Below are 13,285 nucleotides of genomic sequence, written 5' to 3'. Positions count from 1 at the left end.
ATGGCACGAAGGGCCGTGCCTCGATTGCCTGGGTGAAAAAGGGCGTCCAACCCCCCAGGAGGCACGGCCCTCCGGCCGTTCGGTGGGCGTCCCCGGCGCCGAGTGGCGCGGGGGACGCGTCAGGCGGTCAGACCGCGATGGCGACCTCGGCCAGGCCGCCCTTCTGGGCCACGACCTGGCGGTCGGCGGTGCCGCCGGGGACCAGGGCGCGGACGGTCCAGGTGCCCTCGGCCGCGTAGAAGCGGAACTGGCCGGTGGCGGAGGTCGGGACCTCGGCCGTGAACTCGCCGGTCGAGTCCAGGAGGCGGACGTAACCGGTGACGGGCTCGCCGTCCTTGGTCACGAAGCCCTGGATGGTGGTCTCACCGGGCTTGATCGTCGAGGCGTCGGGGCCGCCGGGCTGCGCTCCACACATGTCGTTCTGTCCTTACGGTCGAGGGGTCCGGAGGAGGGAGGTCCGGGGTTACTTGTTGGCGCCGAGCTCGATCGGCACGCCGACGAGGGAGCCGTACTCGGTCCAGGAGCCGTCGTAGTTCTTGACGTTCGGGACCTCGAGCAGCTCGTGCAGGACGAACCAGGTCAGCGCGGAGCGCTCGCCGATGCGGCAGTAGGCGATGGTGTCCTTCGCCAGGTCGACCTGCTCGTCCTCGTAGAGGGCCTTGAGCTCGTCGTCCGACTTGAACGTGCCGTCGTCGTTGGCGTTCTTCGACCACGGGATGTTGCGGGCGCTCGGCACGTGGCCGGGGCGCTGCGACTGCTCCTGCGGGAGGTGCGCCGGGGCGAGCAGCTTGCCGGAGAACTCGTCGGGCGAGCGGACGTCGACCAGGTTCTGGGCGCCGATCGCGGCCACGACGTCGTCGCGGAAGGCGCGGATCGAGGCGTCCTGGGCCTTGGCCTTGTACTCGGTGGCCGGGCGGGCCGGGACCTCGGCGACGAGGTCGCGGGAGTCGAGCTCCCACTTCTTGCGGCCGCCGTCGAGGAGCTTGACGTCCTGGTGACCGTAGAGCTTGAAGTACCAGTAGGCGTAGGAGGCGAACCAGTTGTTGTTGCCGCCGTAGAGGACGACCGTGGTGTCGTTCGCGATGCCCTTGGCCGAGAGGAGCTTCTCGAAGCCCTCCTGGTCGATGAAGTCGCGGCGGACCGGGTCCTGCAGGTCCTTCGTCCAGTCGATACGGATGGCGTTGCGGATGTGGTTCTTCTCGTAGGCCGAGGTGTCCTCGTCGACCTCGACGATCGCGACCTGCGGGTTGTCGAGGTTGGCCTCGACCCAGTCCGCGTCGACCAGTACGTCGCTGCGAGCCATGCTGTTCTCCTCCGGGGCAGTGTGCGGGGGTGTGCTGCGGTGGTGCGGGTGTGCGGTGCGGTACGCGTCGTCGCGTGCGTACGGACATCGGACGTGCGTACGGCTGCACTGGGTGGCCCGAAAGAGTTCAACGGGCCTGAGGAATACGGGAGTTGGCGTCCCGCTCAGACTGAGCGACAGAGCATGGCGGCGACGCGGCACAGGTCTACTGCCCGCCGCTTCGTGAGATCCGCCTGTCGCTTCATGCCCTCGATCGTAGGGACGGACAGGCGGCCGTGTCACCGGTGTGTCGTATTTTGAGACGCGATCGTCCGAGATGCGAGACGCGATCACGGTGCGCGTCGGCTCCGGACGCCTCCGCACCCAGGTGTCCGCTTCGCCATCTGCGGATCGGACGGCCGTGTCTCAGCATGTGAAAAACACGGCCTCCGAGGGGCCCGTCAGCCCGCCAGGACGACGTTCTTGCCGGTCACGATGACCGCCAGGCCCTCCGGGCGCGGCTCGACCTTCTCCACCTTCATGCCGGCGATCATGCCGATCGGACGCTCGAAGTCGGTCCGCTCACGGACCAGCTCCTCCACGCCCGGGATGCCGGCGCCCGGCACCTCGTCGGCGCGGACCTTGATGGTGTCGCCGTTCACGACGGTGACCGTGGAGAGCACCGAACGGGTCAGCGTGCGGCCCATGATCTTCACGCCGCCGGTGACCTTGACCTTGCCGTCACCGCCGTAGGCGACGGTGGCCTCGCGGTCGGAGGCGGCGGTGAGGTCCGCGTACGAGATGAGGGCGGTGCCGCTGGCGGATCCGGCCTTCGCGCCCGCCCAGTCGCCGGTCACGGCCACGTCCCGCAGGGCCACGGTCAGCTCGCCGACCCGGATGTCCTTGTCGCCCGCCGTCGCCGTGACGCCGGTCGCCTTCACGTCGACCTCGTCGAACCGCTTGTCCGCGACCTGGGTGAGGAAGGGGAAGCCCTTGATGTCGACCTCGATGGAGTCGCTCTTCGTGGCCGAGAGCTTCACCCGGCTCGACGCCTCCGACTCGGCGTACGACACGGCCAGCCGGTCGATCCCGACGAGGGCCCCGCCCAGCACGACGGCCACGATCAGAAGAATCCGCAGTGCTCGCATGGGCTGAGCGTCCCCCCGTTTTGGTTCCTGTAACAGTTCCGGCCCCCCGACACGAAGATCGACGTGTCGGAGGGCCGGTTGGTTCCCCGGGCGGGAAGGACCGCGGGTCAGGCCAGCGCGCGGCCCAGCAGGTAGACGGCGGGCGCGGCGGCGGTGAGCGGCAGCGCGACGCCGGCGGTCATGTGGACGAAGCGCGACGGGTAGTCGTAGGCGGCCACCCGCAGGCCGACGAGCGCGCAGACGCCGGCGCCGAGGCCGAGGAGCGCGCCGGAGGTGCCGAGGTCGGTGAAGCCGCCGGCGGCGATCCCGGCGCCCGCCGAGGCGAGCAGGGCGGCGACCAGGGAGACCGGTCCGGGCAGCGGCAGCGCCCGGGCGAGGACGGCGGCGGCGACCGCGATCCCGCCGACGACCACCGCGTCCGGGGCGGCGCCGAGGTGCCCGGTGGCGACGACGGTCAGGGCGGCGGAGGCGATGGTGGCCATCAGGCCGTACATCCGCTCGTCGGGGTCGGCGTGGCTGCGCAGCTGGAGGACGAGGCAGAGCAGCACCCAGACGCCGAGCGTGCCCAGGATCGCGGCGGCCGCGTGCTCCCGGCCGGTGGCGAGGAGGGCGGCGTCGGCCACGAGGCCGCCGAGGAAGGCGAGGGCGATGCCCTGCCGGGCGGGCCACATGCCGTTGAGCCGGAACCAGCCGGCGGCGGTGAGGCCCTGGAGCAGGACGAGCGGGAGGAGGAGCCCGTACGAGCCGAGGGAGGCGCCGCCGGCGAGCAGCAGGCCGAGGAGGGCGGTGAGGACGGCGGGCTGCATGCCGGGGTCGATGATCGGCGAGCGGCCCTCGGCACGGGCGCGCTGGGCGTCGGTGACGCGGGTGTTCCCGGAGGTGGTGGGCGAGGAGTAGGCGGGCCCGGCGTCGGCCGCGGGGGCGGGCGGGGCCGCGGGGGCGGCTGCCGGCTCGGCGACGGGTTCGGCCACGGGCTCCGCGTAGTACGCGGCGGGCCCGCCGTGCGACGCGTACTGCTGCTCGTACGGCTGCGGGTAGGCGTCCGCCTGGCTCCCGTGGCCCACGGGAGCCTGGGGCTGGGGCTGCGCGGCCTGGGCTGCCTGCGCGGCCTGGATCTGGTCGTACGAGACGGCCGGCTGGTACTGGGTGTCCCAGGTCTGGCCCTCCCACGTCTGTGTGACGTCGGCGGGATTCTGCTGCCCGTTCGCGTACGGGTCGTACTGCTGCCCGCCGTAGTACTGGTCGTTGCTCATGCTGTGGGGTTCACCCTCCTGCGAACGGGGGGAGCACCTCGACCGTGCCGCCCTCGGCAAGCCGTACCGTCTCATGGCTCCGGGTCCCGACGGGGTCGCCGTCGACCAGGAACGAGCACCGCTTGAGGACCTGGACGAGCTCGCCCGGGTGCTTCGCCCGGACGGCGTCGAGGGCCTCGGCCAGGGTCCCGGCGGTGTACGGCTCCTCGGCGACACCGGCGGCGGCCTTGGCCGCGGCCCAGTAGCGGATGGTTCCCGCTGCCATAGCGGCGCTCCCTTCGTTCGTGTGCGCGCCGCCCCCCATCATGGGCTATGCGCGCGTGAGCCAGTCCCCGAGCCGGGCGAGCAGCTGCTCGTCGGCGGCGTTCTCGGCGTGGCCCATGCCCCGCTCCAGCCAGAGCTCCGCGTCGCCCGCGGCGGCCAGCATGCGCGGGTGGTCGAGGGGGAAGTACGCGTCCCGGTCGCCGTGCACGATCAGCAGCGGGGTCGGCGCGATCAGCGGGACCGCCTCCACGGGGGACAGCGGCACGGGGTCCCAGGCCCTGCTGTCGATCCGGGTGCCGAAGCCGTACCGCCCGACGAGGCGGCCCGCCGGCCGGGTGACCACCCAGTGGACGCGGCGCATCGGGGCCGTACCCCGGTAGTACCAGCGGGCGGGCGCGGACACGGCGGCGACCGCGTCGGCGCGGCCGGCCGTCCCATGCTCCAGCGCCGCCTGGCGCAGGACCACGGAGCCGCCCATGGAGAAGCCGAGCGTCGCCACGCGCGCGTGGCCGAGCTCACGGGCCCAGCGGACGGCGGCGGACAGGTCGAGGACCTCGCGGTCGCCGACGGTGGAGCGGCCGCCGGAGCGGCCGTGCCCGCGGAAGGAGAAGGTGACGACGGCCGCGCCGCGCTCCGCGAGGACGCGGGCGGCGCGCCGGACGGCGGGCCGGTCGGCCGACCCGGTGAAGCCGTGGGCGAGGACGACCGCCGTATCGGTGACACTTGCCCGTGAGGGTTCGTAAACCGCCTCGATCCGGACACCGTCATCGGTACGCAGCATTGCGCGCCGGGTCATAGGGCGGTGGACGGAAGTGAGCGAGGAAACATCCAGGATGTGAAATCGACCCTCTGCCTCGGAACTCATGTGGGCTATTCTGCTTGCCAGAGGATCCGGGCAACGCAGCCCCCGGGTCCTTTTGTGTTTTCCGACCGTTGTTACGGATGGATGAACAAAAGCTCTCAGGGCGCGAGAGCCACACGTGAGCACACATAGACGTCCTCGCAGGGACCGAGGAGGAACCGACGTCATGGACGAGCGAACGACGACGCACGACGGACCTACGACCGACGGACCGACGACCGAGGCAGGAGCGGCGCGATGAGTTCTCTGCTGCTCCTGACGAACGCCCTCCAGCCGTCGACCGAGGTGCTCCCCGCACTCGGCCTGCTGCTGCACAACGTCCGGGTCGCCCCGGCCGAGGGCCCCGCCCTCGTGGACACCCCCGGCGCGGACGTGATCCTCGTCGACGGCCGGCGCGACCTCCCCCAGGTGCGGTCGCTCTGCCAGCTGCTCCGCTCCACCGGGCCCGGCTGTCCGCTGATCCTCGTCGTCACGGAGGGCGGTCTCGCGGCCGTCACCGCCGACTGGGGCATCGACGACGTCCTCCTCGACACGGCGGGCCCCGCCGAGGTCGAGGCGCGGCTGCGGCTCGCGATGGGCCGCCAGCAGATCGTCTCCGACGACTCCCCCATGGAGATCCGCAACGGCGACCTGTCGGTGGACGAGGCCACGTACAGCGCGAAGCTCAAGGGCCGGGTGCTGGACCTGACCTTCAAGGAGTTCGAGCTGCTCAAGTACCTGGCGCAGCATCCGGGCCGGGTCTTCACGCGCGCGCAACTCCTCCAGGAGGTGTGGGGGTACGACTACTTCGGCGGCACCCGTACGGTCGACGTCCACGTACGGCGTCTGCGGGCCAAGCTCGGCCCCGAGCACGAGTCGCTCATCGGCACCGTCCGGAACGTCGGCTACCGCTTCGTCACCCCCGAGAAGGTCGAGCGGGCGGCGGAGGAGGCCCGTGCCAAGGAGGAGGCCCGCGCGAGCGCCCGCGTCAAGGGAGCCACGGAGGACGTCACCCTCGCGGAGGACAGGAACGTGGCGGATGCCACAGTGCGACCTGCCGGTAGGTAGGTCCCCCCGCGTAGACTGCCGCGCGTGGCCAAGGTGACGCGGGATGACGTAGCTCGACTTGCAGGTACTTCTACCGCGGTCGTGAGCTACGTCATCAACAACGGACCCAGGCCGGTCGCCCCGGCCACGCGCGAGCGTGTCCTCGCCGCCATCAAGGAGCTGGGGTACCGGCCCGACCGGGTGGCCCAGGCGATGGCCTCGCGGCGCACCGACCTCATAGGCATGATCGTCCCGGACGCGCGGCAGCCGTTCTTCGCCGAGATGGCGCACGCGGTCGAGCAGGCCGCCGCCGAGCGCGGGAAGATGGTCCTCGTCGGCAACTCCGACTACCGCACCGAGCGCGAGATCCACTACCTGCGCGCCTTCCTCGGCATGCGGGTCTCCGGACTGATCCTGGTCAGCCAGGGCATGAGCGAGCAGGCCGCGAGCGAGATCGAGGCCTGGGACGCCCGCGTGGTGCTGCTGCACGAGCGGCCCGAGGCGATCGACGACGTCGCCGTCGTCACCGACGACATCGGCGGCGCCCAGCTCGCCACCCGGCACCTCCTGGAGCACGGCCACCCGTACGTGGCCTGCATGGGCGGCATCCCGAACACCCCGGCCGTCGGCGACCCGGTCGCCGACCACGAGGAGGGCTGGCGGCGGGCCATGCTGGAGGCGGGCCTCTCGATCGAGGGCCGTCTCTTCCAGGCCCCGTACAACCGCTACGACGCCTACCAGGTCGCGCTGAAGCTGCTGTCCGGCCCCGACAGGCCGCCGGCCATCTTCTGCTCCACCGACGACCAGGCCTTCGGTGTCCTCCGGGCCGCCCGTGAGCTGCGCATCGAGGTGCCGTCGGAGCTGGCGGTGGCGGGCTTCGACGACGTGAAGGAGGCGGCGCTCACCGATCCGCCGCTGACCACGATCTCCTCGGACCGCCCCGCCATGGCCCGGGCGGCCGTGGACCTGGTCCTCGACGACTCGGTCCGCGTCTCGGGCTCGCGCCGCGAGCGGGTGAAGCTCTTCCCGTCGGCTCTGGTCGTCCGCAGCTCCTGCGGCTGCGACGGCGGCTGACCGGCCCGGGCCGAGCGGGCGGGTCCCGGAGGAGTCCGGCCGGCAGAGCGGCCCCACGGAACCCGGCTGACCGAGCGGGTCCCACAGGAGTCCGGCCGACCGAGCGACCCCGCAGGAGTCTTTATATCGGGCATACAGGCTTCTGTCGGGCTTCTCAGCCGCTCCTCAGACGGCTCTCATGTACGGCTCCGAGAGTCATACCCATGACGGACTTCCAGGAGCAGCAGCCGCAGCAGCCGTACTACCCACCGCACCCGCCGAGGCCGCCGTACGAGCCGACGCAGCCGATCACCACCGAGGCGGGCACGACCATCTGGCCCTCGGGTGGTCACGTGCCGCCGCCGGTGGACCCGCCCCTCGTCGCCACCGTCCCCGCTCCCGTCCCCTCGCCGCGCCGCCGCGCCAGGCGCGGGGTCGGGCTCATGGCGGCCGTGGCCATCGCGGCCGCGGCGGTCGGCGGCGGCACGGCGACGCTGGTGCAGCAGCTCTCTTCCGACCCGGCCACCACCGCCTCCTCCTCGACCGTGAGCGGCACCAACGTCTCGGCGAGCAGCCGGGGCACCGTCGCCGGGGTCGCGGAGGCGGTCTCCCCCTCCATCGTGGAGATCTCCGCGACCTCGAACGCCGGCAAGTCCACCGGCTCGGGCGTGATCATCACCTCCGACGGCGAGATCGTCACCAACAACCACGTGATCTCCGGCGCGTCCTCCGTCACCGTGCAGCTGAGCGACGGCAAGACGTACCAGGCCGAGGTCGTCGGCACGGACCCCGACAAGGACCTCGCGCTGATCAAGCTCCAGGGCGCCTCCGGGCTCAAGGCCGCCACGCTCGGCGACTCCTCGAAGGTGCGGGTCGGCGACGAGGTCGTCGCGATCGGCTCCCCCGAGGGTCTGACCGGCACCGTCACGAGCGGCATCGTCTCCGCGCTCGACCGGGACGTGACCGTCGCCAAGGACGACGACGGCCAGGAGCAGCAGCAGGGTCAGCAGCAGTGGGACCCGCGGCAGGGCTGGCCGTTCGAGTTCGGCGGACAGCAGTTCAACGGCGACACCGGCTCCTCGAAGACCACGTACAAGGCGATCCAGACCGATGCCTCGCTCAATCCCGGGAATTCCGGCGGCGCGTTGATCAATATGAACGGCGAGATCATCGGAATCAATTCGGCCATGTATTCGCCCAGTTCTTCGAGCGGCTCCACCGCGGGAAGCGTCGGCCTCGGATTCGCGATCCCGGTCGACACGGTGAAGGCCGACCTGGACGGCCTCCGCTCGGGCGGCGGCAGCTGAACGCCGCACGGGCGGCATGCGACGCTGAGCCCATGACGGGACAGCCCATGACCGGACAGCAGAACGAAGCCGAGCGCATCCTCATCGTCGACGACGAGCCCGCCGTGCGGGAGGCCCTGCGCCGCAGCCTCGCCTTCGAGGGGTACGCGACGCGGGACGCCGTCGACGGCCTCGACGCGCTCGCCGCGATGGAGTCGTACGCGCCCGACCTCGTCGTCCTCGACGTGCAGATGCCCCGCATGGACGGGCTGACGGCGGCCCGCCGGATCCGGGCCGCCGGCTCGACCGTGCCGATCCTCATGCTCACCGCCCGCGACACGGTCGGCGACCGGGTCACCGGCCTCGACGCCGGCGCGGACGACTACCTGGTGAAGCCCTTCGAGCTGGACGAGCTGTTCGCCCGCATCCGGGCCCTGCTCCGCCGCAGCTCCTACGCCTCGGCCTCCGCCGCCGCCCCGGTCGAGGACGACGTCCTGGCCTTCGAGGACCTGCGGATGAACCTGGCCACGCGCGAGGTGACCCGGGGCGGGCGGACCGTGGAGCTGACCCGGACCGAGTTCACGCTCCTGGAGATGTTCCTCGCGCACCCGCGGCAGGTCCTGACCCGCGAGCAGATCCTGAAGACCGTGTGGGGCTTCGACTTCGAGCCCAGTTCGAACTCGCTGGACGTGTACGTGATGTATCTGCGGCGCAAGACCGAGGCCGGCGGCGAGCCGCGTCTCGTCCACACCGTACGGGGCGTGGGCTACGCGCTGCGCGGAGGAGGCGGGGAGTGACGGTCCCCCTGAGGAACTGGTTCCGCTCGCGGCCGCTGCGCTCGCGGCTCGCGCTGCTCACCGCCGTCGCGGTGGCGGTCGCCGTCGCGGCCGCGTCGCTGGCCTGCTGGTTCGTGACGCGGGCGCAGCTGGAGGCCGAGATGGACTCCTCGCTGCGCAGCACCCGCCTGGACCCGAACGGGGTGCAGAGCCTGCTCGCGATGTGCCGCCAGGGCACGACACCGCCTCCGGTGGCGGGCTCGTACACGGTGCAGGTCGTCCTCGCCAACGGCAGCGTGTGCACCTCGGGGAAGGCCGCGATCCCCGCGGGGACCAGCGACCTCGCGGTGGCGCGCGGGCAGCTGGAGTACGTCCTGCACACGGTGAAGGACGAGGCCGACCGCGAGATGCGGGTCTACACCTACCCGCAGGAGGGCCCCGTCGGGCTCGCGGTCTCCGTCGCCCGGCCGCTCTCCGAGATCGACAACTCGATGTCCACGCTCCGCTGGGTGCTGCTCCTGGTCTCCGGGATCGGCGTCGTCGGCGCGGGCGCGGCCGGTCTGTGGGTCGCGCGGACCGGCCTCGAACCGGTGAACCGGCTGACCGGCGCGGTCGAGCACATCGCCGCGACCGAGGACCTGACCGTCCGCATCCCGGTGGAGGGAGAGGACGAGATCGCCCGCCTGTCCCGCTCGTTCAACACGATGACGGCGGCGCTCGCGAGCTCCCGGGACCGGCAGGCGCAGCTCATCGCGGACGCGGGCCATGAACTCCGCACGCCCCTCACCTCCCTCCGGACCAACGTCGAGCTGCTCGCGCGCAGCGACGAGACCGGCCGGGCGATCCCGCCGGACGACCGACGGGCGCTGATGGCCTCGGTGAAGGCGCAGATGACGGAGCTGGCGTCGCTGATCGGCGACCTCCAGGAGCTGGCCCGCCCGGACACGGCGCCGCCCGGCCCCCTGGAGGTCGTCCCGCTGCACACGATCCTGCGGACGGCCCTGGACCGGGCACGGCTGCGCGGCCCCGAGCTCACCTTCGTGACGGACCTCGCGCCCTGGTACGTGCGGGCGGAGACGCCGGCCCTCGAACGGGCCCTGGTGAACGTCCTGGACAACGCGGTGAAGTTCTCGCCGCCCCGGGGCACGGTCGAGGTGACCCTGATGCGGGGCGAACTGACCGTCCGCGACGAGGGTCCCGGCATCGCCCCGGACGAGCTCCCGCACGTCTTCGACCGCTTCTGGCGCTCCCCGTCGGCCCGCAGCCTGCCGGGCTCGGGCCTGGGCCTTTCGATCGTGGCGCGTACGGTGCAGCAGGCGGGCGGCACGGTGTCGCTCGCCCCGGCGGAGGGCGGCGGCACGGTGGCGACCCTGCGCCTCCCGGGCGCCCCGACACCGCCGCCGGAGCTGTGAGGGCCGGAGGACCTCCCGCCGGCCGACGCCTCAGTTGTGCCGGAGAAGGGCCTCGACGAGACCGGTCCGGGTGCCGGGGAAGTCCAGGGGCACGATGCCGAGCCCGGTCCTGCCCGACAGTTCGGCGCTGTCCAGGAAGCCGTGGACCCAGGGGTTGAGCCGGTCGGAGTTCCAGCGGGGCGGGAGGTAGGCGGAGGTGCTGACGAAGTTCACGTAGAGCCGGCCGGGCTGGGCGACGGCGGCGCGGAAGTGGGCCTGGATCTTGGGGTACTTGGCGTCGGGCAGCGCGTTCCAGTCGTCCTGGACGGCGAAGACGGCGGGGTCTCCCCACCGCAGTCCGGGGAGCCCGCCGTTGTCGGCGAGGAGGACGACCCGTCCGCGCGCCTCGCCGAGCGGGGGCAGCGTGTCCCCGATCCGGAAGAGGGACCGCCATCCGCGGCGGTCGAGGTAGTCGTCGAAGACGGAGCGGAAGACGGCGTCGGACTCCTCGGAGTACTCCTGCTTGACCCTCATGAGGACGGTCTCGGAGGGGTGCGCGGCGAGGAAGTCGCGGCAGGCGACGAGCACGTCGCCGAACATCATGTTCTGGTAGGAGGCGCCGTGGTGGATGGCGAACGACCCGCCGGTGACCCGGCAGCGCACGTCCAGGAACCGGACACCGCTGTCCAGCTGCTGGGCGATGGTCGTGTTCTGGCACTCGCTCCAGGCGCCTCCGTACCGGGCTCCGGAGTCGTGCGTCCCTGGAATGGTGAGCCGCCGGAGATCGGTCCCGTCCCCGTGCGCCCCCATCCACGCGCGCGCGTCCACGGCCGATGCGGCGGGGGCTCCCACGAGCAGAGCGGTTCCGGCGGCCGCGGCCCCCACGAGGAATCGTCGTCGGTCCATGAACCCGCACTATGACAGGTCCACAACAACCTCACCAGGGCGCGGCGGGCACGGAAAGGGGCGGGAGCGGAAAGGGGGCGGCGATCCGTCGGAACGGTTCGCCGCCCCCTCAGGGGTCCGCGAGGACTACTTCACGACCGTGATGCGGTCCGCGGCCGGGACCGGCAGCGGGGCGGCCGCCGAGGAGTGGGCCGCCAGGTAGGCGTTGAAGACGTCGAGGTCCGAGGCGCCGACCAGCTTGTTCGTGCCGGTGGCCAGGGCCGCGAAGCCGTCGCCGCCGCCCGCGAGGAACTCGTTCATCGCGACGCGGTAGGTCTTCGCCGGGTCGATCGCCTCACCGTTCAGCTTGATCGTGCCGTCGACGACGCGGTCCGCGCCCGTCTTCGTCATGTCGAGCGTGTAGGTCAGGCCCTTCGACACCTGAAGGATCTTGATCGAGTTCAGGTTCGAGCCGCTGACCTGCTGCTTCAGCGCGGTGATCAGGTTCGCGCCGGACAGGTCGACCACGTTCATCATGTTGGTGAAGGGCTGCACGGTGAAGGACTCGCCGTACGTCACCACACCGTCTCCCTCGGCGCCGGACGCCTTGAAGACGAGGTCGGAGCGGATGCCGCCCGGGTTCATCAGGGCCAGCTGCGCGCCGCCCTTGTCCGCCGGGGCCAGGCCCTCCAGCTGCGCGTCGGCGATCAGGTCGCCGAGCGGCTTCTCGTACGCCGTGGAGCCGCGGCCGTTGATGTCGGCGGCGATGAAGCCCTGCGGGCGGTTCGCGACCGGGGCGGCGAGCGTGCGCCAGTCCTCGATCAGCTTCGTCATGTCCGCGGCCTTCGGGACGTCACGCGAGACGACGTGGTTGGCCGAGGCGACCGCGGTGCGGACGATGTCCTTGGTGCGGCGGTCGTAGGTCAGCGTGGTGTCGGTGTACAGCTTGCCGAACGAGGACGCCGAGGTGACCAGGCGCGGCTTGCCCGACGGGTCCGGGATGCTGCACACGTACGCCTGGTGCGTGTGGCCCGTGACCAGCGCGTCGACCTGCGGGGAGACGTTCTTGGCGATGTCGACGATCGCGCCGGAGACGCCCTCGCCGTCACCGTCGCCGTCACCGTCGCAGTTGTAGTTGTACGAGGCCGAGGCCGGCATGCCGCCCTCGTGCACCAAGGCGACGATGGACTTGACGCCCTTGCGCTCCAGGATCTTCGTGTACTTGTTGATCGTCTCGACCTCGTCGCCGAACTTGAGGCCCTTGACGCCCTCGGCGGTGACGACGTTCGGGGTGCCCTCCAGGGTCACGCCGATGAAGCCGATCTTCACCCCGTTCTTCTCCCAGACGAAGTACGGGTCGAGCAGCGGCCTGCCGGTCTTCTCGTTCGTCACGTTGGCCGCGAGGTACGGGAAGTCGGCGCCCCTGAACCTCTTGCCCTCGACGAAACAGCCGGCGGTCGGGTGACAGCCGCCGTTCTGCATCCGGGCCAGCTCGCGCGCGCCCTCGTCGAACTCGTGGTTGCCGACCGAGGTGACGTCCAGGTCCAGCTTGTTCAGGGCCCCGATGGTCGGCTCGTCGTGGAAGAGCCCGGACAGCAGCGGCGAGGCACCGATCAGGTCGCCGGCCGCGGCCGTGATGGAGTAACGGTTCCCCTCACGCGCCTGGCGCAGGTGCGTCGCCAGGTACTCGACACCACCGGCGTCGATCTTCTCGGTGGTGCCGTCCTCCTTGGTCCGGGTCACCTGCCCGGACGAACCGGCCGGCGGCTCCAGGTTGCCGTGCAGGTCGTTGAAGGAGAGCAGCTGGACGTCGACCATCCGCCCCCACCCCTTGCCGTTGCCGTACCCGGCGGCGACGTCGTCACCGGCCGCCCCGGCCGACGGCATCGCGGCGACGAGCGCCCCGACGGTCGCAAGCCCCGCACCGGCGGCGAGAATTCGCCGTGCCGTCTTGTTCTTCCTCGCTGTCGCTGCCATCTCTCCCCTAGTCCCCTTGCCCCGTTTCGCGGCCTTGATCTACTCCCCCGTTGCGCGTGCAGCCTAGAGTCAACGCGCGTAG

Annotated in this window: 14 protein-coding genes; 5 read left to right on the top strand and 9 right to left on the bottom strand. The window is 71.6% G+C overall.

Annotation, left to right across the window (positions count from 1 at the left end):
- Positions 1-127: 127 nt before the first annotated feature.
- From IE237_RS37935 to IE237_RS37910, 7 genes are all read right to left on the bottom strand, one after another.
- Entirely contained in the window at positions 128-415 is a 288-nt protein-coding gene (locus IE237_RS37935; RefSeq protein WP_017242395.1) for a DUF1416 domain-containing protein, read from the bottom strand.
- Positions 416-463: 48 nt separating this feature from the next.
- Positions 464-1,303 (bottom strand): sulfurtransferase, encoded by an 840-nt coding sequence (locus IE237_RS37930; RefSeq protein ID WP_189806763.1) that lies wholly within the window; start codon positions 1,301-1,303, stop codon positions 464-466.
- Between the two features lie 164 nt (positions 1,304-1,467).
- A complete protein-coding gene (locus IE237_RS41675; RefSeq protein WP_350497993.1) occupies positions 1,468-1,548 on the bottom strand; it encodes a putative leader peptide in 81 nt (26 codons plus the stop codon).
- Positions 1,549-1,743: 195 nt separating this feature from the next.
- Entirely contained in the window at positions 1,744-2,430 is a 687-nt protein-coding gene (locus IE237_RS37925; RefSeq protein ID WP_189806762.1) for an LmeA family phospholipid-binding protein, read from the bottom strand.
- Between the two features lie 107 nt (positions 2,431-2,537).
- Positions 2,538-3,683 (bottom strand): hypothetical protein, encoded by a 1,146-nt coding sequence (locus IE237_RS37920; RefSeq protein WP_189806761.1) that lies wholly within the window; start codon positions 3,681-3,683, stop codon positions 2,538-2,540.
- A gap of 10 nt (positions 3,684-3,693) precedes the next feature.
- Positions 3,694-3,987, bottom strand: coding sequence for a MoaD/ThiS family protein (locus IE237_RS37915; RefSeq protein ID WP_502267029.1), 294 nt, complete (start codon positions 3,985-3,987; stop codon positions 3,694-3,696).
- 6 nt (positions 3,988-3,993) lie between these two features.
- Complete coding sequence (locus IE237_RS37910; protein WP_189806760.1) at positions 3,994-4,812, bottom strand: alpha/beta hydrolase; 819 nt, start codon at positions 4,810-4,812, stop codon at positions 3,994-3,996.
- Between the two features lie 234 nt (positions 4,813-5,046).
- Between IE237_RS37910 and IE237_RS37905 the strand changes: the two genes are divergently transcribed.
- The 5 genes from IE237_RS37905 to IE237_RS37885 all read left to right on the top strand — a co-directional run bounded on the left by IE237_RS37905 (position 5,047) and on the right by IE237_RS37885 (position 10,362).
- Positions 5,047-5,856, top strand: a complete 810-nt coding sequence (locus IE237_RS37905) for a response regulator transcription factor (protein ID WP_189806759.1) — start codon at positions 5,047-5,049, stop codon at positions 5,854-5,856.
- A gap of 24 nt (positions 5,857-5,880) precedes the next feature.
- Positions 5,881-6,909, top strand: a complete 1,029-nt coding sequence (locus tag IE237_RS37900; RefSeq protein WP_189806758.1) for a LacI family DNA-binding transcriptional regulator — start codon at positions 5,881-5,883, stop codon at positions 6,907-6,909.
- Between the two features lie 203 nt (positions 6,910-7,112).
- Positions 7,113-8,195, top strand: coding sequence for a S1C family serine protease (locus IE237_RS37895; RefSeq protein WP_189806757.1), 1,083 nt, complete (start codon positions 7,113-7,115; stop codon positions 8,193-8,195).
- A 47-nt stretch (positions 8,196-8,242) separates the two neighbouring features.
- The gene (locus tag IE237_RS37890; protein WP_189806826.1) at positions 8,243-8,971 is read left to right on the top strand and encodes a response regulator transcription factor; all 729 of its coding nucleotides are present in this window, start codon (positions 8,243-8,245) and stop codon (positions 8,969-8,971) included.
- Positions 8,968-10,362 (top strand): sensor histidine kinase, encoded by a 1,395-nt coding sequence (locus IE237_RS37885; protein ID WP_189806756.1) that lies wholly within the window; start codon positions 8,968-8,970, stop codon positions 10,360-10,362. Before IE237_RS37890 ends, IE237_RS37885 begins: the two co-directional genes overlap by 4 nt.
- A 30-nt stretch (positions 10,363-10,392) precedes the next feature.
- Here the strand turns inward: IE237_RS37885 and IE237_RS37880 are convergent, their stop codons facing one another.
- Positions 10,393-11,247, bottom strand: coding sequence for a phosphatidylinositol-specific phospholipase C (locus IE237_RS37880; RefSeq protein WP_189806755.1), 855 nt, complete (start codon positions 11,245-11,247; stop codon positions 10,393-10,395).
- A 126-nt stretch (positions 11,248-11,373) separates the two neighbouring features.
- Positions 11,374-13,203 (bottom strand): bifunctional metallophosphatase/5'-nucleotidase, encoded by a 1,830-nt coding sequence (locus IE237_RS37875; protein WP_189806754.1) that lies wholly within the window; start codon positions 13,201-13,203, stop codon positions 11,374-11,376.
- Positions 13,204-13,285 lie beyond the last annotated feature (82 nt).

Origin of the sequence: Streptomyces tanashiensis, from assembly GCF_014648895.1 — a bacterium.
In the GTDB taxonomy this organism is placed as follows: domain Bacteria; phylum Actinomycetota; class Actinomycetes; order Streptomycetales; family Streptomycetaceae; genus Streptomyces; species Streptomyces tanashiensis.
The sequence above is the reverse complement of the archived record's forward strand: the minus strand, read 5'-3'. Positions and strand labels throughout refer to the sequence as shown.